The sequence below is a fragment of the Pseudophaeobacter sp. C1-32P7 genome (assembly GCF_041008775.1).
In the GTDB taxonomy this organism is placed as follows: domain Bacteria; phylum Pseudomonadota; class Alphaproteobacteria; order Rhodobacterales; family Rhodobacteraceae; genus Phycobacter; species Phycobacter gallaeciensis_A.
Genome location: NZ_JAXGFR010000012.1, coordinates 95668 through 121385, shown reverse-complemented (window position 1 = coordinate 121385; position 25718 = coordinate 95668). Strand labels below are relative to the sequence as shown.

Genomic DNA, 25718 nt, shown 5'->3' with positions numbered 1-25718 from the left:
CCGCCTGATCTACCCAACGACAGATCCCAAAAGGGGGTATTCCGATGAATTTCCACGATGTCCGCTTTCCGGCCTCGCTCAGCTTCGGCTCGGTCGGCGGTCCGCAGCGGCGCACTGATATCGTCACGCTCGCCAATGGCCATGAGGAGCGCAACACCCCCTGGGCGCATTCGCGGCGCCGCTATGATGCCGGGCTTGGTCTGCGCTCGCTTGAGGATATCGAGGTTCTGATCGCTTTTTTCGAGGCGCGTCAGGGGCAGATGTACGGCTTTCGCTGGAAGGACTGGTCGGATTACAAATCCGCCCGCGCGAGCGCAGAAGTCGATTTCCGGGACGAGGTGATCGGCACAGGCGACGGGCAGACCACGCGGTTCCAGCTGGTGAAGTCCTATCGCTCCGGCACATCACTCTATCATCGCCCGATTGCCAAACCGGTGGCTGGAACGGTGCGCGTGGGCGTGAAGCAGGAGGAATTGCGCGAGAGCGTCGATTACGAACTCGACACCGCGACGGGTGAAATCACGCTGGCCTATCCGCCCGAATCCGGGCTGGAGGTCGTCGCGGGCTTTGAATTCGACGTGCCGGTGCGGTTTGACACCGATCAGATCCTGACCAGCGTCGCCTCCTTTCAGGCGGGCGATGTGCCGGATGTGCCGATTGTGGAGGTGCGGATCTGATGGCCGGGCCTTCGCAACCCTTTCTGGATCACCTCGCCACTGGTGTTACAACCCTCTGCCGCGCCTGGGGGCTGACCTGCCGGGATGGCGAATTCTTTGGCTTTACCGATCACGACTGCGATCTGGCTTTTGACGGGATGACGTTCAAGGCGGGCAGCGGGCTGACCGCACGAACGCTGCAACAGGCGACGGGCCTGTCGGTGGACAATACCGAGGCGCTGGGGGCGCTGTCCGATACCACGCTGCGGGCCGAGGATATCGAGGCGGGACGGTTTGATCCGGCGGATGTGCGCTGCTGGCTGGTGAACTGGCAGGACCTGTCGCTGCGCTGGCTGCAGTTTCGCGGATCGATCGGAGAGCTGCGCCGCGCGGGCAGTGCCTTTGAGGCCGAGTTGCGCGGGCTGAGCGAGGCACTGAACCGCCCGCTGGGCCGGGTCTATCAGAAACCTTGCAGCGCGGTTCTGGGCGATGACACCTGCCGCTTCGATCTGGACTTGCCCGGCTATAGCGAGACCCGCGCGATAGAGCGCAACGAGGAAGGTCGCCTGTTCTATTGGGAGGATCTGGCAGGCTTTGAACCCGATTGGTTTACCCGTGGGCGCCTGACGGTGCTGACGGGCGCGGCTGAGGGGCTGTGGAGCGCGATCAAACAGGACCGCAGCGATGCCACGGGCCGCCTGATCGAACTGTGGGAGCCGCTGCGCGCGCCGGTGGCGCCTGGTGATCTACTGCGGCTTGATGCGGGCTGTGACAAGCGGATGGAGACCTGCCGCCTCAAATTCGACAACCTCATCAACTTTCAGGGCTTTCCCGATATCCCCGGAGAGGACTGGGTGATGTCGGTGCCGCGCTCGACTGGCGCCAATACCGGCGGCAGCCGCCGATGACGGGCGGAAGGGTGACAGGCGCGGATATTGCCAAGACCGCCCGGGACTGGATCGGTACGCCCTATGTGCATCAGGCCAGTTGCCGGGGTGCGGGCTGCGATTGCCTGGGGCTGATCCGGGGGATCTGGCGGGCACACTGCGCGCAGGAACCGGCGCCGCTGCCGCCCTATACGATGGACTGGTTCGAACCGCAGGCCGAGGAACGCCTATGGCAGGCGGCCCAGCGTTATCTGCGGGCAAAACCGCTCTCCGCCTGCGAGGTCGGCGATGTCTTGTTGTTTCGCATGCGCGCCGGGGCCGTGGCCAAACACCTTGGCATTCAATCCGCAACGGGCGCGCCAGAGGTGCCACAGGGGCAGCCCCGTTTCATTCATGCCTATAGCGCGCGCGGCGTCGTTGAGAGCGCGCTGACCGGCCCCTGGCAGCGCCGTATTGTGGCGCGTTTTGCATTTCCCGATGAGGTGAGTTGATGGCGACCATTCTTCTTTCTGCGGCGGGCGCCGCAATCGGCGGGGCCGTGGGTGGCACGGTGGCGGGGCTGTCCTCGGTCGCGATTGGCCGGGCTGTGGGCGCAACGCTGGGGAGGGCTATTGACGAACGGTTGCTTGGCGCCGGGTCGGACCCGGTGGAAACCGGCAAGGTCAGCGAGTTCCGCCTGACCCAGGCCAGCGAAGGCCGACCCATCGCGCAGGTTCTGGGCCGCACCCGTATTGGCGGGCAGGTGATCTGGGCTTCTGACTTTCAGGAAAGTACCACCACCACGGGCGGCGGCAAGGGCGGGCCAAGGCAGCCCAGCGTCACGCGCTACAGCTATTCGGTCTCGCTGGCGATTGCCCTGTGTGAAGGGGAGATCGCCTCGGTGCCGCGGATCTGGGCCGATGGGGAGGAAGTCTCGCCGCTGGATCTCAACATGACGGTCTATCGCGGCACCCCGGATCAAGCGCCCGATCCAGTGATGGAGGCCATCGAGGGCGCGGGCAAGGTACCTGCCTATCGCGGCACCGCCTATGTGGTGATGGAGAACATCGCGCTGGATGGCTTTGGCAACCGGGTGCCGCAGTTCTCGTTTGAGGTGATACGTGGCGCACAGCCTGGCGGTGCGGAATTCGCCCTTGATCCGGCGCAGTTGGTGCGGGGCGTGGCGCTGATGCCCGGGACGGGCGAATATGCGCTGGCCAGCAGCGCAGTGAACTACTCCGGTGGGCCTGGTGATATGCGCGCTGCCAATACCCACTCGCCATCGGGGCAGACCGACCTTCTGACCTCGCTTGCGGCGCTTGAAGAAGAACTCCCGGCTTGCGGGGCCGCCTCGCTGATCGTGTCGTGGTTCGGCGATGACCTGCGCTGCGGAGAGTGCCGGATCAAACCCAAGGTGGAGCAGAAATTGGCCGAGGGCGTCGGAATGCCCTGGCAAGTCTCAGGACAGGATCGCAGCAGCGCCGAGGAGGTGCCGAAGGACGAAGACGACAATCCCCTTTATGGCGGCACCCCAGCCGATGCGGCGGTGGTGGAGGCGATCAATGCGCTGAACGCTGCCGGGCAGCGGGTGATGTTCTATCCCTTCATCCTGATGGATCAGGCCGAGGGCAATGGTCTGCCGGATCCATGGAGCGATAATCCGGACCAGCCGCATCTGCCCTGGCGGGGCCGCATCACACTGTCGGTGGCGCCGGGTCGCGAGGGCAGCCCGGATCAAAGCGCCGCTGCCGATGCCGAAGTCGCCGCCTTCATGGGGCAGGCCTCGGCCGGTGATTTCACCATTGGCGATGGCACGGTCACCTATAGTGGACCCGAGGACTGGGGGCTGAGACGCTTCATTCTGCACAATGCCGCGCTTTGCGCCGCAGCGGGCGGGGTGGCGGCTTTTTGCATAAGTTCGGAAATGCGGGGACTGACCCAGATCCGGGGCGTCAGCGGATTTCCGGCTGTGACGGCCCTGCGGGCGCTGGCCGCCGAGGTACGCCTGATCCTGGGGCCAGAAGTCAAGATTGGCTATGCGGCGGATTGGTCGGAATACTGGGGCTACCAAAGCCCGGAAGGCGACCGCTATTTCCACCTGGATCCTCTCTGGGCCGATCCGGAGGTGGATTTCATTGGGATCGACAATTACATGCCGCTGTCCGATTGGCGGCAGGGCATGGACCATCTGGACGCGCGCGCGGGTGTGCCCGCGATCTACGATCTTGATTACTTACGTGGCAATATCGAGGGCGGCGAAGGTTACGATTGGTATTACCACTCGCCCGAGGCCGAAGCCGCCCAGATCCGCACCCCAATCACGGATGGCGCCCATCAGGAACCCTGGATCTGGCGCTACAAGGATCTGCGCAACTGGTGGGGCCATCCCCATCACGAACGGATCGGCGGCGTGCGTCAGCCGCTGCCCACGGCGTGGGAGCCGCAAAGCAAACCGATCTGGTTCACGGAACTTGGCTGCGCGGCCATCGACCGGGGTACCAATCAGCCCAACAAGTTCCTTGATCCCAAAAGCTCGGAATCGAGACTGCCGAAGTATTCCAATGGCCAACGGGACGACCTGATGCAGCTGCAATACCTGCGCGCAATGCTGGGGTATTGGAGTGATCCGGCCAACAACCCCATCTCGGCAGAATATGACGCGCCGATGCTGGATATGGATAACGCCTATGTCTGGGCCTGGGACGCGCGGCCCTTTCCGGTCTTTCCCGCCGCGAGCGACGTCTGGAGTGACGGGGAGAACTACCTGCGGGGGCACTGGCTGAACGGGCGTGTCGGCCAGCGCACGCTGTCGTCGGTGGTGAGTGAGATCTGCGACCGCTCCGGAGTGAGGGAGACTGATGTCAGCTCGCTTTACGGGATCGTGCATGGCTATAGCCTTGAAGGAACAGAGACTGCCCGCGCCGCGCTGCAACCACTGATGCTGCGCCATGGCTTTGATGTGATCGAACAGGATGGGCTCCTGCGCTTCCTGCCACGCACGGGCACCGATGCGTGTCTGCTGGAGCCGCAGCATTTGGTCGACAGCTCCGAGGTGGAAGGAAAGATTGCCCATCAGCGCGCCGCCGAGGCCGAGCTGACGGGCAGGGTACGGTTGCGCTATGCCGAATGGGGCGCCAATTACGATCTCGCCGCACAAGAGGCGGTTCTGCCCGATCAGGCGACCCATGCCATCAGCCAGCACGACCTGCCGATGGTGCTCACCCGCGCCGAAGCGCGCCAGATCGCAGAGCGCTGGTTGATCGAGGCCCGCATCGCCCGCGACAGCGCGCGCTTTGTGCTGCCGCCCTCGCGGTTGGATATAGCGGTGGGGGATGTGGTTGCCCTGAGCTTTGCTGACCCTGGCGCTGAGGGGGAGAGCGCGAGGCAGGGCAATGAGAGCTCCGAGGCCGCACCCGCCCTTTACCGGGTGGATCGTATCGACATGGCCGAAGCGCAGCTGGTAGAGGCGGTGCGGATCGATCCCGGCGTCTATATCCCATCCCCCAGCGCCGAGGAGCTGCCCGGCATCAATGAATTCGCAGCGCCCGTGCCGGTGCTGCCGCTGTTCATGGATCTGCCCTTGCTGACGGGCGAGGAAACCCCGCATGCGCCGCACCTGGCCATCACCGCCCAGCCCTGGCCAGGCAGTGTCGCGGTCTACGGCGCGCAGGCCGACGAAGGCTACACGCTGGAAGAGGTGATCGCAGCCCGGTCGGTCGTCGGGATCACCCAGGCGCCCTTGCTGCGCGGGCCGGTCGGGCGCTGGGATCTGGGCGCCGACCTGCAGGTCAAGCTGATCTTCAGGCAGTTGCAAAGCCGCGATATGCTGGCCGTGCTGAATGGGGCCAATGCGGCTGCAATCGGCGATGGCAGCAATGGCAATTGGGAGATTTTCCAGTTCCGCAGTGCCGAACTGGTGGCGCCCGAGACCTATCTGCTGCGCGGGCGTTTGCGCGGCCAGCTGGGCAGCGATGGGCTGATGCCCGATATCTGGCCCGAAGGCTCATTCGTGGTGCTGCTGGATGATACCCTGCGCCAGCTCGACCTGCCGCTGGCGCAGCGGCGAAGGGCGCGTCACTACCGGATCGGAACCGCGCGCCGAGGCTATGAAGACCCAAGCTATGTGCACCGGATCGAGGCCTTTGACGGCAACGGCCTGCGCCCCTATGCGCCGGTGCATCTGCGCCTAGAGGGCGCGCTGGGCGGGGCGATACAGGTCAGCTGGATCCGCCGCACCCGGATCGAGGGCGACAGCTGGGACCTGCCGGAGGTGCCGCTGGGAGAGGCGCGTGAGGAATATCTGCTGCGCGTCCTGCGCGGGCCCGTGGTTCTGCGGGAAGTAACCCTATCAGCGCCGGGCTGGAGTTACTCGGTAGCGATGCAGGTGGCGGATGGGGCATTGCCCGGGGACCGGGTTGAGGTGGCGCAGGTTTCTGACCGGTTCGGCGCCGGGCTTGCTGCCGGGGCGGCGCTAACATGAGGCGGCCCGTCTTGCCGGGTGATATCGCCTCCGCCGCCCGCGCACTGCTGCATGTCCCCGAGGCAAAGCGCGCCCGCCTTTGTGCCTGCCTGTTTGCGGGTGCCGCGCGGGCTTGTGCCCATATGGAGCAGGGCATGGGGCTGCACCCCAGATGGGGCGATGGCACGCTCAGCGCGGCAGCACGGCGGTTTCCGCTGGCGGATGAGCCACCGCTCGATGATGCCGAATACCTTGCTTGCACGATCCGGGTCCTGCGCGCCGTGTATGGGCGAATAGGGTAAGCCTGTGCGCCACGCATGGGACGTCTGCCCCGCGATCCATTCATAATGAAAATACTTCTCTTCACAAATTTGCGTTTGGCCAAACTTGCGTTAGATACGTAGTCTGATGTGAGAAAAGGATGCCTCACCATGATCAAGACACGCAAAGCCGTTACTCCGCTGGACCCTGTCTGGGACGGCATCGCAACCGAAGCGCAGGAGGCCGTTGATAAACAGCCCCTGATGGGCGGTCTGATTCACGCCTGCATCCTGCACCATCCAACCATCGAAAAGGCGCTGTCTTATCGCGTGGCGGCCAAGCTATGCTCGAACGAGATGTCGATGGTGATTCTGCGCGAGATCGTCGATGCAGCCTATGCCTCCGACCCGTCGCTGATTGCTGCGGCGCGCGCCGATCTGATGGCGGTCTATGAACGCGATCCGGCCTGCCACCGGCTCTTGCAGCCGATCCTGTACTTCAAGGGCTACCAAGCCGTTCAGGCCTATCGGGTCGGGCACTGGTTGTGGAAACAGGGCGATTACGATCTGGCCTATTTCTTCCAGATGCGGATTTCGGAGATCTTCGGCGTCGACATTCACCCGGCCGCAAAGATCGGCCAGGGCATCATGATCGACCACGCCCACTCCATCGTGATCGGTGAAACCGCCGTGGTCGGCGACAACGTGTCGATGCTGCATTCTGTGACACTGGGCGGCACCGGCAAGGAAGAAGAGGACCGTCACCCCAAGATCGAGGATGGCGTGCTGATCGGTGCCGGAGCCAAGGTGCTCGGCAATATCCGCATCGGCCACTGCAGCCGCATTGCGGCCGGTTCTGTCGTTCTGAACGATGTCCCCCCGTGCAAGACGGTGGCAGGCGTCCCGGCCAAGATCGTTGGTGAGGCTGGTTGCGATCAGCCTTCGGTCAGCATGAACCAGGTTCTGGCCAGCGGCGAGTAATTCAGGCTCCGTAAGGGGCACGGAGCGGGGCGCCTTCCAAATGGAAGCCGCCCCGTTTTTGTTTTTATGGTCTGCAAGGCCCGGTGTTTCGCCAGGGTATTTACTCCGCCTGTTTGTCGGGAAGGTTTGGTGCAGAGGTGATTTGCCGTTAGCCTTTTCGTCCAGTGTTGCTGGTCTGGGAGGTAACAGCATGACAGCGTTTATTATCGGGCAGATGCAAATCCACAGCCGCGACTGGATGGAGGAGTATTTTGCCAAAATCCCCAAAGTGGTTGAGGCGCATAGCGGCGAGTTTCTGGTCCGGGGCGGCGAGCCGGAGATGATGGAAGGCAGCGACCCGCTGCCCGATGCGGCTTTCATCCTTGAGTTTCCCGACCGTGCCCATGCGCAAAGGTTCTGGAATTCGGATGAGTTTCAAAGGCTTGCGATTCTGCGCAGGTCCGGATCAACGCTGAATGCCATTCTGGTCGACAAGCTCGCCTAGGCTGTTTTGGGCGCCAGCTCCGGGCTGGAGGATGTAAAAGGGCCGGACGTTTCCGCCCGGCCCCTGTTTGGTGTGATAGGAACTGCTGCCTGGATCAGGCCAGCATGACCATCGGGTTTTCCAGGTTCTCGACGATGGCTGCGAGCAGGTTTGCCCCAAGCGCGCCATCGATAACGCGGTGATCGACGGACATGGTGACGCTCATCACCGTGGCGACCTTCAGTTCGCCATCGGCACCGACAACCGGTTTTTTCACGCCAGAGCCAACCGCGAGGATGCCTGCATGGGGAGGATTCACGATGGCGTCGAAATTGTCGATGCCGAACATGCCGAGGTTGGAGATCGCAAAGGAGCCGCCCTGGTATTCATGGGGCGCCAGTTTGCGGTCGCGGGCGCGGGTGGCCAGGTCCTTCATCTCGGTCGACAGGCTGGAGAGCGACTTCATGTCGGCGTCTTGCAGCACGGGCGTGAACAGCCCGCCTTCGATGGCGACGGCAACCGCCACGTCCGAGGCTTTCATCTGCAGAACCCGGTCACCGGCCCAGACGGCGTTCGCTTCGGGCACCGATTGCAGCGCCAAGGCCACCGCCTTGATGATGAAGTCGTTAACCGACAGCTTCACGCCGCGTCCTTCCAGCTGCTTGTTCAGTTCACCGCGGAATTTCAGCAGCGCATCCAGCTGGATATCCCGGCGCAGGTAGAAATGCGGGATGGTTTGTTTCGCTTCGCTGAGGCGCGCGGCGATGGTCTTGCGCATACCGTCGAGCTTGACCTCTTCGTAATCGCGACCTTCGTACATTTTGGCCACGGCATCCGCAGAAGGACCAGCAGGCGCGGCAGCAGCAGCCGGAGCGGCGGTTGCGGGGGCAGCGGCAGGCTGGGCCTCGGCCTTTGGTGCTGCTGTAGCGCCTTCGACGTCGGCTTTGACGATGCGACCGCGCGGGCCGGAGCCGCTGATCGCAGCCAGATCCAGCCCTTTGTCTGCCGCAATGCGCCGCGCCAGAGGCGAAGCAAAGATGCGGCTGCCGTCGGCGGCGGCAGGCGCAGCCGGGGCAGGGGAAGCGGGCGCCGTCGTGGGGGCCGGGGCTTCCTTGGGGCCGCCATTATCGTTTCCAACGCCGGTTTCTGGCGCGGAAACTTCCGGCTTCGCGGCAGGCGCTGCGTCCACGTCATCAGCGCTTTCACCATCGGCGAGCAGAACGGCGATGGCGGTATTGACCTTCACCCCTTCGCTGCCTTCAGGCACCAGGATTTTGCCGATAACGCCTTCGTCGACGGCTTCGAATTCCATCGTGGCCTTGTCGGTTTCAATCTCGGCCAGAAGATCGCCAGAGGCGACGGTGTCGCCTTCCTTGACCAGCCATTTCGCCAGCGTGCCTTCCTCCATGGTGGGAGAGAGGGCGGGCATCAGGATTTCTGTGGGCATCGCTGTCTCTCCTTACCGGTAGGTCACTTGTTTCACGGCGGCGATCACCTCATCCGTAGTGACCAGCGCGTGTTTTTCGAGGTTCGCGGCATAGGGCATCGGCACGTCCTTGCCGGTGCAGGTCACAATGGGCGCGTCAAGGTAGTCAAACGCCTGCTGCATCACTTCGGAGGCGATGTAGCTGCCGACCGAACCTTGTGGCCAGCCTTCTTCGACGGTGACAAGGCGGTTGGTCTTCATTACCGATTTGATCACCGTGGGCAGATCCATCGGACGCAGGGTGCGCAGATCGATCACCTCGGCATTGATGCCCTCTTCGGCCAGCTTGTCCGCCGCTTCGAGCGCGTATTGCATGCCGATCCCGAAGGAGACGATGGTGACATCGTCGCCGGTCCGCCAGATGCGCGCCTTGCCAAAGGGAACGGTGTAATCATCCATGTCCGGCACGTCGAAGGAGCGGCCGTAGAGGATCTCGTTCTCAAGGAAGATCACCGGGTTGGGATCGCGGATCGCGGATTTCAGCAGGCCCTTCGCATCAGAGGCGGAGTAGGGCATGGCGACCTTCAGGCCCGGGATCTGCATGTACCAGGCGGCATAGTCCTGGCTGTGCTGGGCGCCCACGCGGGCGGCGGCGCCGTTGGGGCCGCGGAACACGATGGGGCAGCCCATCTGACCGCCGGACATATACAGCGTCTTGGCGGCTGAATTGATGATCTGGTCGATCGCCTGCATGGCAAAGTTGAAGGTCATGAATTCGACGATCGGCTTCAGCCCGCCAAAGGCCGACCCCACGGCGATCCCGGCAAAGCCGTGTTCGGTGATCGGCGTGTCGATGACGCGCTTGGCGCCGAATTCATCCAGCAGACCCTGCGAGATCTTGTAAGCGCCCTGGTATTCGGCGACTTCCTCACCCATCAGGTAGACTTCTTCGGTGCCGCGCATTTCCTCGGCCATCGCATCGCGCAGCGCCTCGCGCACGGTCTGCTGCTTAAGCGTGGTGCCTTCGGGCCAATCCGGTGTTTCGTCCACCTGCCGGGCCTCTTGGGGCGCGGCAGCAGCGGCGGCCGGAGCGGGCGCCGAAGGTGCCTCTGCGGTCGGCGCTTCCACCTTGGCAGCAGGTGCGGCATCGGCGATGTCATCGGCGCTTTCGCCCTCGGCCAGCAGCACGGCGATGGCGGTGTTGACCTTCACACCTTCGCTGCCTTCGGCGATCAGGATCTTGCCGATCACGCCTTCGTCGACGGCTTCGAACTCCATCGTCGCCTTGTCGGTTTCAATCTCGGCGAGGATATCGCCGGAATTCACGGTATCGCCTTCCTTGACCAGCCATTTGGCCAGCGTGCCTTCCTCCATGGTCGGCGACAGGGCGGGCATCAGAATTTCAGTTGCCATAGTCTTGATCTCTCCCTCAGGCGCTCTTCTGCGGAATTTCGTCGGCGTAGATATCGGTCCACAGCTCATCCAGGGCGGGCTCAGGGCTTTCCTTGGAGAAATCGGCAGACTTGTTGACGATGTCCTTGATCTCTTTGTCGATCGCCTTGAGATCGTCTTCGCTGGCGTGCTTGCCGGTCAGCAGCATTTCGCGGACCTGTTCGATCGGGTCGCGTTCGCTGCGCATCTTTTGGACTTCCTCGCGGGTCCGGTACTTGGCCGGGTCCGACATCGAGTGGCCGCGATAACGATAGGTCTTCACCTCAAGGATATAGGGACCTTTGCCCGCGCGGCAGTGGGCCACGGCCCGCTCGCCTGCGTCCTTGACGGTCAGCACGTTCATGCCATCCACTGCCTCACCGGGAATGCCAAAGGCCTCGCCGCGGGTGAACAACTCGGGTGTGGAGGTCGACCGGGCCTGGGCGGTGCCCATGGCGTATTGGTTGTTCTCGATGACAAAGACCACCGGCAGCTGCCAAAGGGCGGCCATATTGAAGGTCTCGTAGATCTGGCCCTGGTTGGCGGCGCCATCGCCGAAATAGGCAAAGGTTACGCGGCCGTTGCCCTTGTATTTATCGGCAAAGGCAAGCCCGGCACCCAGAGGTACCTGCGCACCGACGATACCGTGGCCACCATAGAAATGCTTCTCTTTCGAGAACATGTGCATGGAGCCGCCTTTGCCCTTGGAATAGCCGCCCTCGCGGCCGGTCAGCTCGGCCATGACGCCATCCGGGTCCATCCCACAGGCCAACATATGGCCGTGGTCGCGGTAGGATGTGATGCGCTTGTCGCCTTCCTCCGCGGCGGCCTCCAGACCGACCACGACGGCTTCCTGGCCGATGTAGAGGTGACAGAAGCCCCCGATCAGACCCATGCCATAAAGCTGACCGGCCTTTTCCTCGAATCGGCGGATCAGAAGCATTTCGCGATAGTGGCGGGTCAGGTCTTCGGCGGAAACATTTGGTTTCTTGGTGCTTTTCCTAGCAGCCATGATGGCGGACTCCCCTCAAAGCCAGATAGTTTAGTGTTAAACTAATCCATATTCGATTTTGCTGTGACTGGCGAGTGCTTTTATGACGCGGGGTCACAACAATGCATAAAAATCCCATATTCCGGGCGGTCATATCTTCGTGACGCCATGGTTGCACGGCAAAGAGCCTGCAGCAACAACCGGTTTCATGCACTGGTAAAGGGAGGGTAAGCCTTGTGAGGCAGGTGCTGGATCAGCGAATGACGATTTCGTCTGCGCGCAGCATGCCCAGAACGGAACGGGCCTGCTGATCGAGAAGATCCAGATCAAGGTAATCATCAGACAGGCGCCGGGTGCGGTTTTCCATCCGATCGATGTCAGCCTGAAGGAGATCGAGATCCTGACGAAGCTCTTCGGCTTCTGCCTGGATCTCGACCCTTCTGAACAACCCGAAATCGCCCTGCACCGCCGCAAAGGTAAAATACGCGCTCAGCGCGAATGCGATGGAAAAGAAGGCGAATGCGCCGAGAGACGGCTTATTGCTTCGGGTCACGTTGAGTTTGCCTGTATGATACTGCTCAAAGTATTGTTTTTGCACCGATTGTTTCGATGTCTGCATCCTGTATGCCACAACCGAATCACTCTGTGAATCCCCAAAATGATTAACGCGGCCAGTTTCTGTTTCGCAGTCCGCGCCTGTGTCATGATCGCAACGGCAGCCAGGGCTTGTGGGGAGTGCTGTGACCCTGGCCGCAGCGCAGGACAGACTGTGCTCCAGTGAGAGACCCGTCGGCAATCTGCGGGCGGTGCTGCGCAATGAAAAACCGGCCGGGACTGTTGTCCCGGTCGGCTTGTATGGTCTCTTTGATTTGACTGACGCGTCGCGGTGCAGGACCGGCCGCAATCAGGTGTTTCCGCGTTCAGGCGGCGGAAAGCAGCTCGTCGTCATCGGCCTCATCAAGCCAAGCGGTTTCAGCGAATTCTCCCGCCTCATCAAGCGCAGCAGCCACGGCTGCTCCCTCCTGCGCCTGCCCGGTAAAGCTGAGCAGCAGCTCGCTCAGGCGGCTTGCCTCGGCGCGCATCTGGCGGCTGGCGCCATAGCTTTCCTGTACCATCGCCGCATTGTCCTGAGTAACCCGGTCCAACTGAGCAACGCCGGAATTGATCTCCTTGATCCCCTGGGCCTGTTCGCTGGAGGAATTGGCGATCGACGAGACCATGCCGGAGACCCGGGTAACGCTGCTGGCAATCAGGCTTAGGGTGTCGCCAGTGTCCTGCACCAGACGCTCACCTGCGCTCACCTGTTGCGCGGCTTCCGTGACCAGCTCCTTGATTTCGTTCGCCGATTGCGCGGACTTCAAGGCAAGGCTGCGGACTTCGGAGGCAACGACGGCAAAGCCACGGCCTGCCTCGCCTGCGCGGGCTGCTTCGACCCCGGCGTTGAGGGCCAACAGGCTGGTCTGGAACGCGATGTCGTCGATAGCGGTGATGATCTGGCTGATCTGCTCGGATGAGTGTGCGATGGCGCTCATCGCTTCGCGGGCGCGATCCATGACCTTGCCACCCTGTTCCGCGTGCTGGCGGCCTTCCTTGACCTCGCGGTCGGCATCCTGCGCCTGGGCTGCGCTGGATTGGACGCTGGCTGACATTTCTTCCAGCGCCGCAGCGGATTGTTCCAGCGTCGCGGCCTGGGTTTCGGCGCGCTGCGACATCTGGTCCGACATCTGCTCCATTTCGCGGGCGTTGCGCTCGACTGCGGCGGAGCTTTGTTTGAGTTCCTCCACCAGTCCAGACAGGCTGCTTGAGAGCGCGTTGAAATCCTCGCATAGGGTGACGTAGGTGTCGCCCAGGTCGGCCCAGTCTTCGGCGTCAATCTGTTGCCCCAGATCTCCGCGCGTCAGGCCGCTCATGGCTGCGCCCATGGTCTGGAACAAGGCCACGCGACGGTCGTTTTCGGCGCGGTTTCTTGCGTCGGTTTCCTCTGCCGAGCGCAGGATTTCCTTCAGCTCTTGCAGGTTGCGGGCGATGCTGCCGACTTCGTCCTTTCGGGTGAGGCCCTGGATCTCCTGGTTATAGTCTTTGTCCATAATCTGCTGAACCGCCTGGGCGGCGCCGGTAACTGGCCCGCTGAGCTGGCGGCCAAAGGCAAAGGCGATGCCGGTGGAGATCAGAACGGCCACCAGGCCGACGATCAGCTGCGGCAGCTCGGCAAAGGCCGCAAGGTCGTCGATGCGGGTGCTGACCTCGTCGTGGGTGACGCCCAGCATGTCCTGCATGTCGTTCACCGTGTCGCGGAGTTTCTGAACGGTTGGAAGAACTGTGGCAAAGGCCATGCGCTGGCGCATCTCAAGGCTCGCCGCTTCCAGCTGCTGTACCTGGCCGTGCAGTGTGGTCAAGATGTCGGGTAGCGTCATGATGGTCTCATAGACCTCCGGCTGACGGGCGATGGTCAGAGGAATGTCGAGAAACCGGGCCTTCGCCATGGCGACTTCGGTCTCGACCTCTTCGATATTTCCGCGCAGGTCGCCGATACTGGCGCCGCGACCCAGAGCATAGGCAAGCAGATCTCCGATCCCCTGCTCGATATCCTCTTTCATGTCATCAAGGCTTTTCACCTGAGCGTTGACGTAGCTGGCCTGAGAGATGGCCCCGGTGAGTTTCAGGCTGGTGAGCCAGGCGACAGTGGTGCTGGCAAGCAGCATGACTATGAAGGCGGTTGCGAATAGCAGCACTTGGCTGCGGAGTGAAAAACGGCTCATGGCTGAGTGGTGCTCCTGAGGGTGTGTTCCGTGGCGTTAATACGCGCGGCCAGCCCTAGGAAGGCAGGGGTCTATGAAGTCTTAACGGGGGTCCGAAAGGGCGCTCAAGAAAACACAAATTAATGTGAGTAATCAATTGGAAGAGCACGAAAAAGGCCGAGCGATGATGCGCCCGGCCTTGTTGATTTCAGGTGTTCAGCAGTCCCTGCCGAGACGTATGATCTTAACCCTGATCGAGCGCGGCGACGCCGGGCAGGGTCTTGCCTTCCATCCATTCAAGGAAGGCGCCGCCGGCGGTGGAGATATAGGTGAAATCCCGCGCCGCACCCGAGGCGTTGAGTGCCGCAACGGTATCGCCGCCACCAGCAACCGAGATCAGCTTGCCTGCCCGGGTCAGGGCCGCCGCCTTCAGCGCGGCCGCATTGGTCGCCGCGTCAAAAGGCTCCAGTTCAAAGGCGCCCAGCGGTCCGTTCCAGATCAGGGTCTGGCTCTGCTCGAAGATCTCGTTGATCGTGGCGATGCTGTCAGGACCGGCATCCAGGATCATGCCCTCTGCGGGGCATTGGTCGGCGGGCAGCACCTGATGCGGCGCATGGGAGGCAAAGGCCTCGGCCACCACAACGTCGCTCGGCAGGATAATCTTGCAGCCTGCGCTTTCAGCCTCGGCCAGGATTTCGGCTGCGGTGTCTTTCATGATCCGTTCGGCCAGGGATTTGCCGACATCGATCCCCTTGGCGACCAGGAATGTATTGGCCATGCCGCCGCCGATGATCAGGTAATCGACCTTCTTGATCAGGTTGCCGAGCAATTCCAGCTTGGTTGAAACCTTGGCGCCGCCGACAACGGCGGTCACCGGACGTTTCGGCGCGCCAAGCGCGCTTTCCAGTGCAGACAGCTCTGCCTGCATCAACCGGCCCGCGCAGGCGGGCAGGAGGCGGGCAATGCCCGCGGTCGAGCTGTGCGCGCGGTGTGCGGCGGAGAAGGCGTCGTTGCAGTAGACATCCCCGAGCCGCGCCATGCCTGCGGCCAGATCGGGGTCGTTCTTGGTTTCCTCGGCGTGGAACCGGGTGTTTTCCAGCAGCAGCACTTCGCCCGGTTGCAGGGCGGCGGCGGCAGCCTCGGCACCGGGGCCAACGCAATCGGCGGCAAACAGCACCTTGGTTTCAAAGGCACGCTCCAGCGTCGGGATCAGCTGGTTCAGCGACAGGTTCTCGCGGCGCTCCCCGCCCGGGCGGCCGAAATGCGCCAGCAGGATCGGTTTGCCACCGGCCGCCAGAATATCGCGCACGGTGGGGGCGATGCGGCGGATCCGGGTGGAGTCGGTTACCACGCCATCCACGATCGGCACGTTGATATCCACGCGTACCAGAACGCGTTTGCCGCTGAGATCCATGTCATCAAGGGTATTCCAGCCCATCCTCAGGCTCCTTCCGGTCATTGGCGAATGTGTTTGGTGCTGTTTCGGGGCTTTTGTGCGCCCAGTCAATGCTCCCTTGGCAATTGCGACCGCTGCCCTTAGGTATCTGGCAAAGCAAACACGACAGGAGAGCCAGATGGCCGAGATCAAGGACCCGGAAAACACCATCATCGTCGAGCTGAAAGACGGCAATGTGGTGATCGAGCTGCTGCCCGATGTGGCGCCCAAGCACAGCGAACGGATGAAGGAACTGGCCCGCGCCGGTGAATATGACAACGTGGCCTTCCACCGCGTCATCGACGGCTTCATGGCGCAGACCGGCGACGTGCAGCACGGAGACATGGAAGACGGTTTCAACCTGCGCATGGCGGGCACTGGCGGCTCTGACCTGCCGAACGTTCCGGCGGAATTTTCCAAACTGCCGCACGACCGTGGCACCCTGGGCGCTGCGCGCTCTGCCAACCCGGATTCGGCAAACTCGCAGTTCTTCATCAACTTCAAGGACAACCACTTCCTGAACGGCCAGTACACCGTTTATGGCCGGGTCATCGAAGGCATGGAGCACGTTGATGCGATCACCCGTGGTGAGCCGCCTGCGAACCCTGACCGTATGATCAGCGTCAAGGTGGCCGCAGATGCTTAAGCTGGCTGCTGCATTTTCCCTGATCGCGGGCTCTGCCTTTGCCTCTGGCCTTGAAATCCAGATCGAAGGCGAGGGCGCCAATGGTACCGTCAAGATCGACCTCTTCGAGGATGTTGCGCCGAAGCACGTGGAGCAGATCACCGCGCTGGCCGCCGAAGGCAAATACGATGGCGTGGTGTTTCACCGCGTGATCGAAGGCTTCATGGCGCAAACCGGTGACGTCCAGTTCGGCAAGCTTGGCGAGGACATGCGCCGCGCCGGTATGGGCGGCTCCGAACGTCCGGACCTTCCGGCGGAGTTCTCGGATATTGCCTATGACCGCGGTGTCGTCGGCATGGCCCGTTCGCAGAACCCGAACAGCGCCAATTCGCAGTTCTTCATCATGTTCGCGCCGGGGCATTTCCTCAACGGCCAGTATACCGTCGTTGGCAAGGTCACCGAAGGCATGGATGTGGTCGACGCGATCAAGCGCGGCTCGGGGCAGAGCGGTTCGGTCAAGGGCCAGCCCGATGTCATGACCAAGGTCACCGTGACCGAGTAAGCCGCCCGGGGCTGCGGCCCTGCCGATCTTTCAAATACGTCAAAGCCCGCGCCAATCCGCGCGGGCTTTGCTGTTCCAGTGCGTCGGGTTGGCCTGCAAATGCCTTAGAACAGGAAATTGTCCGCCTGCGCGATGTCCTGCACCTCCGCGTCCTCGATCAGGATGGTGACATTGGCGAAGGAGACCAGCACATCGTCTTGCTGTTGCTCGATTTCCAGTTGTCCAAAACGGGAAGCTCCGCGACCGATTTCGATCCTGTCGGTACCGACAGTGAAGTCCGAAATGGTGTCGTCGCCGTGGCCCTTTTTGAAGACAAAGATATCGGCCCGGCCACCGCCAGTCAGTTTGTCGTCGCCCTTGTGACCGATCAACCGGTCCCGGCCATTGCCACCAAGCAAGCGATCACCGCCTGCGCCGCCGGTTAGGGTGTCATTGCCGCCACCGCCGTTCAGTATGTCGCGGTGATTGCCGCCAGTGATTTCATCCGCGCCCGTGCCGCCAAGGGCCCGATCCCGGCCGCTGCCGCCCTCGATCACATCGTCGCCTGCGGCGCCCACCAGCCGGTCGGAGCCGGTATTCCCGGTCAGATGGTCATCACCGGTTCCACCGAACAGCGTGTCGCGCCCGCTGCCGCCGCTCAGATGGTCATCGTTTGCGTTGCCGTAGAGCAGGTCGTCCTGCAGGCCGCCATCAAGCGTGTCATTGCCAAAGCCGCCGGCCATGACATCACTATTGGTCACGGACTGTGCGTCGCCGAGAAGCCGGTCGTTGCCAGCGTTGCCAAGGGACAGTGCCACGCTGCGGTCTATGAACTTCAGAATTTCGATATTGCTAATCCGGTCGGTTCCCATGGCGCTGCTGACCTGAACCGAAGAGTAGGATGAGAACAGATCGTCCAGCCCCCGTAGCGTGGCCTGGCTTGAATGCGTATTCAGAACCAGCGTGTCGGTCCCGGTTCCGGCGTCAATGGTGTCATCGCCGCTCCCAAGTGTAATGGTGTCATCGCCGCCATAGGTGTACCACAGGTTGCCGACAGTGCTGTTTGAGGTGATGGTATCAGTTCCCGCCAGAATACTGCGTTCCAGCGCGGCGCCGCTCATCGTAGCCAGATCGTAAAAGCTCTCGCTGAAGCCGGTCATGGAGAAGACCTGGTTACCGTAGCTGTAGATGTAGAGAGCTGTCAGCTGCCAGCTGTAGGGGGAGGAGGCTGAAAAATCACCGTCGAACCGCAGCGACAGCCCGTTTGTACCACTCATGGTGATTGATGTGGTGGATTGTTGGGTAATAACAGGATCCGAAAAGTCCGCGGAGTTCAGATCGTTGATCGACCAGGTTCCGCTGGTATCCTGAATGAGCACATTAGCCAATTTCGATTCCCTAATGAATTAAGTCCGCACTCCGGCTTCTGGTACCGCATTTGCGGACGCCACTGGAATGCATAATCCTATCAACCATGACGTTTAAAGAGCTGAAGGTAAAGGTGAGAAAATCCAGCAGTTTGTGTTTTGAAGAACCAGGGGAGAGAGAACGTAATACAACCTGAACCTTGCCCTGACATGCGAAACGCCGCAGGGCTCTGCGGCGTTTACGGTCTTCTATTCAGTTCAGCGACCGAGAGGTCCCTGTGACTTTTAGCTGTCGGAGCTGGGGGCCGAGCCTGCCGGTGCGGTAGCAGGGCGCGCCGGAGCGGCGGCAGCCGGAGCGGCTTTCTTGCCGCCGGGATTCAGCGGATCGTCCTGACGCTGCACGGAGCCTTCAAAATGGGCGCCGCTCTCAATGGCGATGGTCTTGTGGATGATATCGCCTTCGACACGGGCGGTCGAGGTCAGGCGGACCTTCAGGCCGCGCACGCGACCCACGATACGGCCATTGATCACCACGTCATCAGCCGTGACTTCACCCTTGATCGTCGCGGTTTCGCCGATGGTCAGCAGATGCGCCCGAATGTCGCCTTCGACGGTGCCTTCAACCTGGATGTCGCCGGTGGTTTTCAGGTTCCCGGTGATATGCAGATCGGAGCTGAGCACGGATGCCGGCGGTTTTGCCTTGGGCGGCGTGGCCTTGTAATCGCTCGCGGGCGCAGAGGGCGGGGCGCTCGGCGTTGCAGCCGCCGGAGTTGCTTCGGCCTGCTTCGGCCCGGGCTCATTGATTTTGCTCTTAGAAAACATTTCTCGCAGCCTTGATGTAGATCATAGGGTTTACGGGTTTTCCGTTGACCCGAACCTCGTAATGAAGGTGGGTCCCGGTGGACCGTCCGGTGTTACCCATATCAGCAATGTGATCCCCGCGCGAGACCCTTTGACCGACCTTCACGCGGAGTTTTGAGTTATGGGCATATTTCGTCTCAATACCAAAGGCATGGCGGATCGTGACCAGCCTGCCATAGCCGGATTGCCAGCCCGCATGGGTCACAACGCCATCAGCAGTGGCGTAGATATCTGTGCCGGTGCGGCCGGCGAAATCCGATCCTTTGTGGAGCCGGCGGCCGCCAGTTTTTGGGTCACGGCGATAGCCAAAGCCCGAGCTTTGCCGCACGAGGCCAAGGTTCACCGGTGTCGCAAAAGGCGCCTGCTGCGCGGCCATGCGATAAAGGTTCAGCTGGTCCAACTCATTGAGAATGCTGTTGGCCCGACGCTCTTCCGCGGTTGGTTCTTCACCGCGGGTCGATAGGGCTAAAGGGGTGAGGGGACCACCCCCCTGTCCATTATAGCCGCGGCGCACCTGCTCCAGGATCCGATCCGGCGGCATACCGGCGCTGCGGAACATCTTGTCCAGCGGCGCTACGGAAACGGTAACCGCCTCTTCCAACTGCCGGAAGATCTGGTTGTTGCGCTCGTCCATCAGCTTGATTTCCATCTCAAGCGAATCCCGCTGCTCCAGCGCCGATTGTGCGTCTGCCATGACCTGATCCCGCTCGGCGGCGGTTTCGGCCAGCGCGTCGGCGAGGAACTCCATCTGCACCGGGGCAACAGCGGCCATCATCTGGACTGGGCTGTCTTCCTCGGTTTCCTTGCGTAATTCGGCAAGAGCATCGCGCGCCTTGTCCCGCTGGGTCATGGTGTCGCGCAGCGTGGCCTGAATGACTTCGATGCCGGTTTCAAGCTCCCGGCGCCGAGTTTCGGAGGCGAGCAATTCGGACTGCATGTCGGAAATCTGCGCCAGAGCTGCGTTGAACCGCTGCTGCGCTGCCAGAGCCTCTTCGGCGCGGTTATCCCGCTCCAGCGATAGGGCGTTGAGCCGGGCACGGTAGTTCATCTGATCGCGTTTGGCTTGCTCGCGGAAGTTTCCGGCTCCGATCCCGTCCATCAGCACAATGGCTGTTGCCATGATCGACCAGGCGACAAACAGAACGATACCGGCAACGGCAATAAGCTGTGTTTCCGGCCTGAGCCGAATGAATCTGGTGTCGTCATCCGATTTGAGGAAAACGCGCCGTTCGGGGAAGCGCCGTTCGAGAAACGCGTGAATTTTAATAGTCAGACGTGTGCGCACGCGCTGATCCTTGTCCCATCCCAATTGCATGGCGCAGGGCCACTCACATCCCTGTGAGCCCAGGCGCCATGGCCCATTTGAATAGCCAGCCGGGCTTCATTGGGCAAGTCTGTTGACCAATCAGTAAGGAATTTGTGCCTGCAAGGCAGGATATTGGCGGAAATTTGCCGGGTAGCGGCAGGGCGGCGGCGGTCACGCGCCGCCCGGCCGCTTTGTCAGCCTGAGGTCAACCTGCGGGCTGTGCGCCGGTGTCGGTCAGCGGCCAGTAGAAATCGGGTGGCAGTCCGGCCTCGGCGCGTTTTTCCTCGTTGAAGGGCGGTTTCAGCGTGCTGTGGAAATAGGTTCGGACCAGATCGTGAAAGACATCCTTGGGATCGAGGTTCTCGCGCCCGCAAAGGAAATGGAACCATTTGGAGCCATAGGCGACATGGCCAACTTCTTCCTTGTAGATCACCTCCAAGGCCTCCACTGCCTGGGTCAGCTTTGCCTGGCGGAAAATCTTGATCATGCCGGGGGTGACATCAAGACCCCGGGCCTCAAGCACCATCGGCACAACAGCAAGACGGCCCATCAGGTCCTCGGCGGTGTCTTCGGCAGCGCGCCACATGCCGGCATGGGCCGGAAGGGCGCCGTAGTGGCTGCCAAGGCTTTCAAGACAATCGCACATCAGGTTGAAATGTTTGGATTCTTCATCCGCAGCCTTGACCCAGTCGTCAAAGAACCCGATCGGCATCGGCACATGGGAAAACCGCGCGATGATATCCCAATGCAGATCGACCGCGTTGAGTTCGATATGGGCTACCGCATGAAGCAGGGCGATACGTCCCGCCTCCGAGCCGGGTTTGCGCTTTGGCACGTCGCGGGGATCAAGGAGTTCCGGCTTTTCGGGCCGGGCGGGCCGCAGCGGCGGGTTGGCAGTGCCAACCGGGATTTCTCCCGCTTCGCCGCGACGATACGCAAACCAGCGGGCGGCGTGCTGGCGGGAAAGGGCGGTTTTGTGGCGACCGTCGGCGGTGGTCAGAACCTCTGTCGCCATTTCGGCCAGGGACATCCCGGCCTCAGAATTGGGGGTATCGGTCATCTCGCCTCCGTCGGGTTTCGTGCTGCGCCGCGTTCCTGCCCCTTGGCGCGCGCCATGGCAACGGATTTGTCTGGGGGATGGCTGGGGGATGGCTGGGGCGCTCCCGCCCGTCGTCGATTACTTGTGACGTGACCGCCACACCACCCGGCGCTGCGCGTTGCGCAGCGCCGGGTGGTGTGGCGGCAATCCGTTTCGGGTTACAGGGCTTTGGCGGCCTCCAGAACCTCCTCAACATGTCCGTCCACCTTGACCTTGCGCCAAACCCGCGCGATGCGGCCCTCGGCGTCGATCAGGAAGGTGGAGCGTTCGATGCCCCAGTGTTTTTTGCCGTACATGTTCTTCTCCTTCCACACGCCGTAATCCTCGCAGGTTGTGCCTTCGGCATCGGAGAGGAGCGGCGTGGTCAGCTCATGTTTGGCAACAAATTTGTCGTGTTTGGCGACGGTGTCCTTGGAAATCCCATAAACCTCGACCCCGGCATCGGCAAAAGCCTGCAAAGCGCCTGAAAATCCAATGGATTCCTTGGTGCAGCCCGGGGTATCATCTCGCGGATAGAAAAACAGGACGACGGCTCGTCCCTTGAGGTCGGCAAGCGAGATTTCACCGCCGCCGTCACGGGGCAGGGTGAACATCGGGGCGAGATCGGATGGTTCGAGCATATGGGGTCTCCGCTTGGTTTTGCATCATTGGGTGCCATAAATAGGCTATGGCGAGCAAAGGAAAAGCACAGATCGCGAGGTCAGCGGATCAGCCAGAGGAAGTCGCGGCACCCGAGGCTGCCGAACAGGCGGCGTCCGGGCAGGAGGCTGCACGGGCCGAGCAGGTCGCTGGTCCTGCTGATGCGGAGGCCGCGGAAGGGCTTGCGGCGCGCCCCAAAGACCGGCGGCGCTGGCGGCGGCTGAAAGCCGTGGTGCGCGTTGTGGCCGTCCTATGCTTTCTCGGGGCGGGCGCGGTTTATTTCGGGATCGGCACCCGCATCGATGCGCCGCAATGGCTGCGCCAGAAGGTCGAAACGCGCCTGGAACAAAGCCTTGGTGGTCTTCAGATCGAGTTTGGGGAAATCCATCTGGTGGTGAACAAGGGCTGGCGCCCACGGCTCGGGCTGCGCGATGTATCTCTGGCGCAGGCGGATGGAACGCCGGTGGCCCGGCTGGCGGATGCGCAGGTGTCGCTGGCGATGCGACCCTTGCTGAGTGGGAAGCTTCAGCCCCGCAAGATCTGGCTCAGCGGGCTCTTTGCCTCTTTGCGGCGCGGCGCGGATGGCAAGTTCGAACTCAGCCTCTCTGAGGCGGGATCGCCGTTCCGCGAAGCATCCGACCTGCCGCAATTGATCGAACACTGGGATACCCAATTTGAACGCCCGGTCCTTGCGGCGCTGTCCGAGGTTGTGACCGAAGGTTTGACGCTGCGCTATGAAGATGGCCGACTGAACCGGGTCTGGACACTGGACGGCGGCACCGTGCGGCTGGCGCGTGAGGGCAGATCGCTGGCGTTGTCTGGCGGCTTTTCGGTGCTGAGCGGGCGGCAGTATGTCGGCACCATTGAGGCCAACTACAAATCCGACATCGGCGATGCCTCAGCCGAATTCGGGTTCCTGATCGAAGAGATCGCGAGCGAGGATATCGCGGTTCAGGCGCCGGCGCTTGGCTGGCTTCAGGCGCTGCGGGCACCGATTTCCGGCTCGCTCCGCGGTGGCCTGGGCAGCGAAGGCGAGCTGCTGACCCTTTCCGCTGGCTTGCAAATCGGGCGTGGTGTGATCCAGCCGTCGGAAGAAACCCGCCCCGTGCCGATCCAAAGCGCGCATAGCTATTTCACCTACTACCCTGATCAGCAGGCCCTGCAGTTCGATGAGCTGAAAGTCGAAAGCGGCTGGGTCTCAGGTACGATGGAGGGGCGCGCGCATCTGAGCGGGATCGAGAACGGGCGGCTCACAGAACTGGTCGGGCAGTTGCAGTTTTCCGACCTCAGCCTCAACCCGCGCGACCTGTACGATCAGCCGCTGGAACTGGCGGGCGTTGGGGTGGATTTTCGGTTGGAGCCGGAACCCTTTAGCCTGACCCTGGGCGAGGTTTTGATCCAGGATGGGGATTCCAACATCCTGCTCGACGGCAAGGTCTCCGCCGAAGAAGCAGGATGGACCTATGCGCTGAATGGTCATGTGGATCAGATGTCGGTGGATCGGATCAAGGAATTGTGGCCAGCAGCGGCGCCGCCGAAACCGCGTGAGTGGGTGCGAGATAACCTTTATCAAGGCACTGCCCGCGATGCCTATGTGGCGCTGCGTGGCGCCGGGCTGGAAAAGCCGTTTCTGCATCTGGATACCACCTTTTCCGGGGTCGATGCGCGCTTTCAGAAGCATCTGCCGCCGGTGCGGGGCGCCGATGGCCATTTCAGCATCCACGGCACGCGTCTGGTGGTGATCGCCAGCCGGGGCACGGTGACCGCCGATGACGGTGGCGCTGTGGATGTGACGGGCACGTCTTTCATCATTCCCGACACTTCGATCAAAGGCGGTGCGCCGGGGATCGTCCGGGTCAAGGCCTCGGGTGCGGTAACGGCGGGGCTGTCGCTGCTCGAACGTCCGCCGCTCAATATCATGTCCAAGGCGGGGCTGCCGGTGAAGCTGGCAGAGGGGCAGGTGCAGGTCAGCGGAACCTTGTCGCTGCCCCTGCGCGCGGGCGTGCCGCCAGAGGAGATCCTTTATCACTACACGGGCAGCGTGACCGGCGTCAGTAGCGGGGTTCTGGTGCCGGGACATCCGGTCGCCGCAGAGCGGCTGGAGCTGTCGGGGGATCAAAGCCACGTGCAGCTCTCTGGTGCTGCGACCCTGTCGGATGTGCCGCTGACGGCTACATGGCGCCAGCCGGTTGGCCCCGGTACCGATCCGACCAGCTATGTCACCGGTAAGGTGGCGCTTTCGAACGCGGTTGTGGAGAGGTTCAATATCGGCTTGCCGACGGGGGCCGTCTTTGGGACCGGTCAGGGCGAATTCGTGCTGCGCCTTGCGCCCGGGGTGCCACCCGAGTTGAACCTGCGCTCGGCGCTCGAAGGGATCGGTCTGCGTATTCCGGCGCTGAGCTGGCGCAAGGCGGAAGCGGACACGGGTCTTCTGGATCTTGTGGTAACGCTGCGGGCGCAGCCTTCGGTGGACCGGCTTCGGGTCGAGGCTGCGGGGTTGAAGGCCGAGGGCACCGTGACCACGCGGGAAGATGGCGGGCTGGACCGAGCGGCCTTTAGCGCGGTGTCGCTGGATGGCTGGCTGCGCGGACCGGTGACATTTGTCGGGCGCGGGGTGGCGGCACCGGAAATCCGTATTGGCGGCGGCGTGATCGATATGCGCCGGGTGCCTTTTACCAGCTCCAGCGGCAGCAGTGGCTCCGGATCGGGCGGCACCGGACCGATCCTCTTGAGCCTTGATCGGCTGCAGGTGACTGACAGTATCGCCCTCAATGGCTTTCAGGGGCGGTTTTCCACGGCGGGCGGCTTCAATGGCAAGTTCACCGCGCGGCTGAATGGTCAGACCCCGCTGAGCGGTATTGTGGTCCCGGACAAGGGCGGCACGGCGACGCGGATCAAGTCCGAGGATGCCGGCGGGATCTTCCGCTCGGCCGGGGTGCTGCGGCACGGTCAGGGCGGCAGTTTTGACATGACGCTGGTGCCTGCAGCCACGCCGGGCGAATACGATGGCCGCATGACCGTGCGCAACACGCGGGTGAAGGACGCGCCCTCCATGGCAGCGCTGGTCAACGCGATCAGCCTGGTGGGGTTGGTCAATGAACTCGCCGGGCAGGGGATTCAGTTTTCGGAAGTCGAAGCAAAGTTCCGCCTTGGCGCCACCCATCTGATCGTTCACGAAAGCAGTGCAGTGGGTCCGTCGATCGGTCTGTCGATGGACGGGAATTACAATCTTGAGACCACGGCACTGGATATGCGGGGGGTGATTTCCCCGATCTATGTGCTGAACGCCATCGGCAGCGTCCTGACCCGCAAGGGCGAAGGGTTGATCGGCTTTTCCTACCGGCTGCGGGGCACGGCGGATGATCCCAAGGTGCAAGTCAATCCTTTGTCCGGCCTGGCGCCGGGCATCTTCCGGGAGCTGTTCCGGGGCCGGGCGCCGGAGGTGCCGGGGCAGACCCCCGCCGCGCCGCCGCCCACCAGCGGGCCATTGGCGCCCGAAGAGGTGCCAGCCGCCCCGACCGCTCCTCAGGCCGGCGAACGCTGAGTACACAGGCAATCTGGCGCAGATTGCCAT

General features: G+C 62.4%; 21 protein-coding genes. 10 read left to right on the top strand and 11 right to left on the bottom strand.

Going from position 1 to position 25718, the window contains the following annotated elements:
- Positions 1-44: 44 nt before the first annotated feature.
- The 7 genes from SM763_RS16935 (at position 45) to SM763_RS16905 (ending at position 7706) form a co-directional block, all read left to right on the top strand.
- Positions 45-677 carry a phage distal tail protein, Rcc01695 family gene (locus SM763_RS16935; RefSeq protein WP_368999258.1) on the top strand — a complete coding sequence of 211 codons (633 nt, stop codon included), beginning with the start codon at positions 45-47 and terminating at the stop codon, positions 675-677.
- A complete protein-coding gene (locus tag SM763_RS16930; RefSeq protein WP_368999257.1) occupies positions 677-1564 on the top strand; it encodes a DUF2163 domain-containing protein in 888 nt (295 codons plus the stop codon). Before SM763_RS16935 ends, SM763_RS16930 begins: the two co-directional genes overlap by 1 nt.
- Positions 1561-2034: an NlpC/P60 family protein gene (locus SM763_RS16925; protein WP_368999256.1), complete on the top strand. Its 474-nt coding sequence runs from the start codon at positions 1561-1563 to the stop codon at positions 2032-2034. The genes SM763_RS16930 and SM763_RS16925 overlap by 4 nt, the downstream gene beginning before the upstream one ends.
- Positions 2034-6002, top strand: coding sequence for a baseplate multidomain protein megatron (locus tag SM763_RS16920; RefSeq protein ID WP_368999255.1), 3969 nt, complete (start codon positions 2034-2036; stop codon positions 6000-6002). The genes SM763_RS16925 and SM763_RS16920 overlap by 1 nt, the downstream gene beginning before the upstream one ends.
- The gene (locus SM763_RS16915; protein WP_368999254.1) at positions 5999-6283 is read left to right on the top strand and encodes a DUF7742 family protein; all 285 of its coding nucleotides are present in this window, start codon (positions 5999-6001) and stop codon (positions 6281-6283) included. The genes SM763_RS16920 and SM763_RS16915 overlap by 4 nt, the downstream gene beginning before the upstream one ends.
- A 129-nt stretch (positions 6284-6412) precedes the next feature.
- On the top strand, positions 6413-7222 hold the full coding sequence (gene cysE, locus SM763_RS16910) for a serine O-acetyltransferase (protein WP_368999253.1): 810 nt from the start codon (positions 6413-6415) through the stop codon (positions 7220-7222).
- Positions 7223-7412: 190 nt separating this feature from the next.
- Positions 7413-7706: a DUF1330 domain-containing protein gene (locus SM763_RS16905; protein ID WP_065270399.1), complete on the top strand. Its 294-nt coding sequence runs from the start codon at positions 7413-7415 to the stop codon at positions 7704-7706.
- Between the two features lie 94 nt (positions 7707-7800).
- Here the strand turns inward: SM763_RS16905 and SM763_RS16900 are convergent, their stop codons facing one another.
- From SM763_RS16900 to SM763_RS16875, 6 genes are all read right to left on the bottom strand, one after another.
- On the bottom strand, positions 7801-9132 hold the full coding sequence (locus SM763_RS16900; protein WP_368999252.1) for a pyruvate dehydrogenase complex dihydrolipoamide acetyltransferase: 1332 nt from the start codon (positions 9130-9132) through the stop codon (positions 7801-7803).
- 12 nt (positions 9133-9144) lie between these two features.
- Positions 9145-10524, bottom strand: coding sequence for a pyruvate dehydrogenase complex E1 component subunit beta (locus SM763_RS16895; protein WP_368999251.1), 1380 nt, complete (start codon positions 10522-10524; stop codon positions 9145-9147).
- A gap of 16 nt (positions 10525-10540) precedes the next feature.
- A complete protein-coding gene (gene pdhA, locus SM763_RS16890) occupies positions 10541-11554 on the bottom strand; it encodes a pyruvate dehydrogenase (acetyl-transferring) E1 component subunit alpha (protein ID WP_065270396.1) in 1014 nt (337 codons plus the stop codon).
- A gap of 232 nt (positions 11555-11786) precedes the next feature.
- The gene (locus tag SM763_RS16885) at positions 11787-12086 is read right to left on the bottom strand and encodes an FtsB family cell division protein (RefSeq protein ID WP_065273470.1); all 300 of its coding nucleotides are present in this window, start codon (positions 12084-12086) and stop codon (positions 11787-11789) included.
- 367 nt (positions 12087-12453) lie between these two features.
- Positions 12454-14292, bottom strand: a complete 1839-nt coding sequence (locus SM763_RS16880; RefSeq protein ID WP_368999250.1) for a methyl-accepting chemotaxis protein — start codon at positions 14290-14292, stop codon at positions 12454-12456.
- A gap of 223 nt (positions 14293-14515) precedes the next feature.
- Positions 14516-15709 carry a phosphoglycerate kinase gene (locus SM763_RS16875; RefSeq protein ID WP_368999249.1) on the bottom strand — a complete coding sequence of 398 codons (1194 nt, stop codon included), beginning with the start codon at positions 15707-15709 and terminating at the stop codon, positions 14516-14518.
- A 136-nt stretch (positions 15710-15845) separates the two neighbouring features.
- On the opposite strand from SM763_RS16875, the gene SM763_RS16870 reads away from it, so the two are divergent.
- Together SM763_RS16870 and SM763_RS16865 are read left to right on the top strand one after the other, a co-directional pair.
- Entirely contained in the window at positions 15846-16352 is a 507-nt protein-coding gene (locus SM763_RS16870; RefSeq protein WP_065270393.1) for a peptidylprolyl isomerase, read from the top strand.
- Positions 16345-16893 (top strand): peptidylprolyl isomerase, encoded by a 549-nt coding sequence (locus SM763_RS16865; RefSeq protein WP_065270392.1) that lies wholly within the window; start codon positions 16345-16347, stop codon positions 16891-16893. Before SM763_RS16870 ends, SM763_RS16865 begins: the two co-directional genes overlap by 8 nt.
- A 104-nt stretch (positions 16894-16997) precedes the next feature.
- Here SM763_RS16865 and SM763_RS16860 read toward each other — a convergent pair whose 3' ends face one another.
- The 5 genes from SM763_RS16860 to SM763_RS16840 form a co-directional block, all read right to left on the bottom strand.
- Complete coding sequence (locus SM763_RS16860; protein WP_368999290.1) at positions 16998-18251, bottom strand: calcium-binding protein; 1254 nt, start codon at positions 18249-18251, stop codon at positions 16998-17000.
- 273 nt (positions 18252-18524) lie between these two features.
- The gene (locus tag SM763_RS16855; protein WP_274866474.1) at positions 18525-19061 is read right to left on the bottom strand and encodes a bactofilin family protein; all 537 of its coding nucleotides are present in this window, start codon (positions 19059-19061) and stop codon (positions 18525-18527) included.
- Complete coding sequence (locus SM763_RS16850) at positions 19051-20385, bottom strand: M23 family metallopeptidase (protein WP_065273469.1); 1335 nt, start codon at positions 20383-20385, stop codon at positions 19051-19053. Before SM763_RS16850 ends, SM763_RS16855 begins: the two co-directional genes overlap by 11 nt.
- A gap of 226 nt (positions 20386-20611) precedes the next feature.
- The gene (locus SM763_RS16845) at positions 20612-21466 is read right to left on the bottom strand and encodes a ferritin-like domain-containing protein (protein WP_368999248.1); all 855 of its coding nucleotides are present in this window, start codon (positions 21464-21466) and stop codon (positions 20612-20614) included.
- A 197-nt stretch (positions 21467-21663) separates the two neighbouring features.
- A complete protein-coding gene (locus SM763_RS16840; RefSeq protein WP_274829238.1) occupies positions 21664-22125 on the bottom strand; it encodes a peroxiredoxin in 462 nt (153 codons plus the stop codon).
- Between the two features lie 47 nt (positions 22126-22172).
- Here SM763_RS16840 and SM763_RS16835 point away from each other — a divergent pair, with 47 nt between their 5' ends.
- Positions 22173-25688, top strand: coding sequence for a YhdP family protein (locus SM763_RS16835; protein WP_368999247.1), 3516 nt, complete (start codon positions 22173-22175; stop codon positions 25686-25688).
- Positions 25689-25718 lie beyond the last annotated feature (30 nt).

What these genes read in the sequence shown, in the direction of transcription:
- SM763_RS16935 (WP_368999258.1), top strand. Translation starts at nt 45, where the DNA reads ATGAATTTCCACGATGTCCGCTTTCCGGCCTCGCTCAGCTTCGGCTCG.
- SM763_RS16930 (WP_368999257.1), top strand. Translation starts at nt 677, where the DNA reads ATGGCCGGGCCTTCGCAACCCTTTCTGGATCACCTCGCCACTGGTGTT.
- SM763_RS16925 (WP_368999256.1), top strand. Translation starts at nt 1,561, where the DNA reads ATGACGGGCGGAAGGGTGACAGGCGCGGATATTGCCAAGACCGCCCGG.
- SM763_RS16920 (WP_368999255.1), top strand. Translation starts at nt 2,034, where the DNA reads ATGGCGACCATTCTTCTTTCTGCGGCGGGCGCCGCAATCGGCGGGGCC.
- SM763_RS16915 (WP_368999254.1), top strand. Translation starts at nt 5,999, where the DNA reads ATGAGGCGGCCCGTCTTGCCGGGTGATATCGCCTCCGCCGCCCGCGCA.
- cysE (WP_368999253.1), top strand. Translation starts at nt 6,413, where the DNA reads ATGATCAAGACACGCAAAGCCGTTACTCCGCTGGACCCTGTCTGGGAC.
- SM763_RS16905 (WP_065270399.1), top strand. Translation starts at nt 7,413, where the DNA reads ATGACAGCGTTTATTATCGGGCAGATGCAAATCCACAGCCGCGACTGG.
- SM763_RS16900 (WP_368999252.1), bottom strand. Translation starts at nt 9,132, where the DNA reads ATGCCCACAGAAATCCTGATGCCCGCCCTCTCTCCCACCATGGAGGAA.
- SM763_RS16895 (WP_368999251.1), bottom strand. Translation starts at nt 10,524, where the DNA reads ATGGCAACTGAAATTCTGATGCCCGCCCTGTCGCCGACCATGGAGGAA.
- pdhA (WP_065270396.1), bottom strand. Translation starts at nt 11,554, where the DNA reads ATGGCTGCTAGGAAAAGCACCAAGAAACCAAATGTTTCCGCCGAAGAC.
- SM763_RS16880 (WP_368999250.1), bottom strand. Translation starts at nt 14,292, where the DNA reads ATGAGCCGTTTTTCACTCCGCAGCCAAGTGCTGCTATTCGCAACCGCC.
- SM763_RS16875 (WP_368999249.1), bottom strand. Translation starts at nt 15,709, where the DNA reads ATGGGCTGGAATACCCTTGATGACATGGATCTCAGCGGCAAACGCGTT.
- SM763_RS16870 (WP_065270393.1), top strand. Translation starts at nt 15,846, where the DNA reads ATGGCCGAGATCAAGGACCCGGAAAACACCATCATCGTCGAGCTGAAA.
- SM763_RS16865 (WP_065270392.1), top strand. Translation starts at nt 16,345, where the DNA reads ATGCTTAAGCTGGCTGCTGCATTTTCCCTGATCGCGGGCTCTGCCTTT.
- SM763_RS16855 (WP_274866474.1), bottom strand. Translation starts at nt 19,061, where the DNA reads ATGTTTTCTAAGAGCAAAATCAATGAGCCCGGGCCGAAGCAGGCCGAA.
- SM763_RS16845 (WP_368999248.1), bottom strand. Translation starts at nt 21,466, where the DNA reads ATGACCGATACCCCCAATTCTGAGGCCGGGATGTCCCTGGCCGAAATG.
- SM763_RS16840 (WP_274829238.1), bottom strand. Translation starts at nt 22,125, where the DNA reads ATGCTCGAACCATCCGATCTCGCCCCGATGTTCACCCTGCCCCGTGAC.
- SM763_RS16835 (WP_368999247.1), top strand. Translation starts at nt 22,173, where the DNA reads ATGGCGAGCAAAGGAAAAGCACAGATCGCGAGGTCAGCGGATCAGCCA.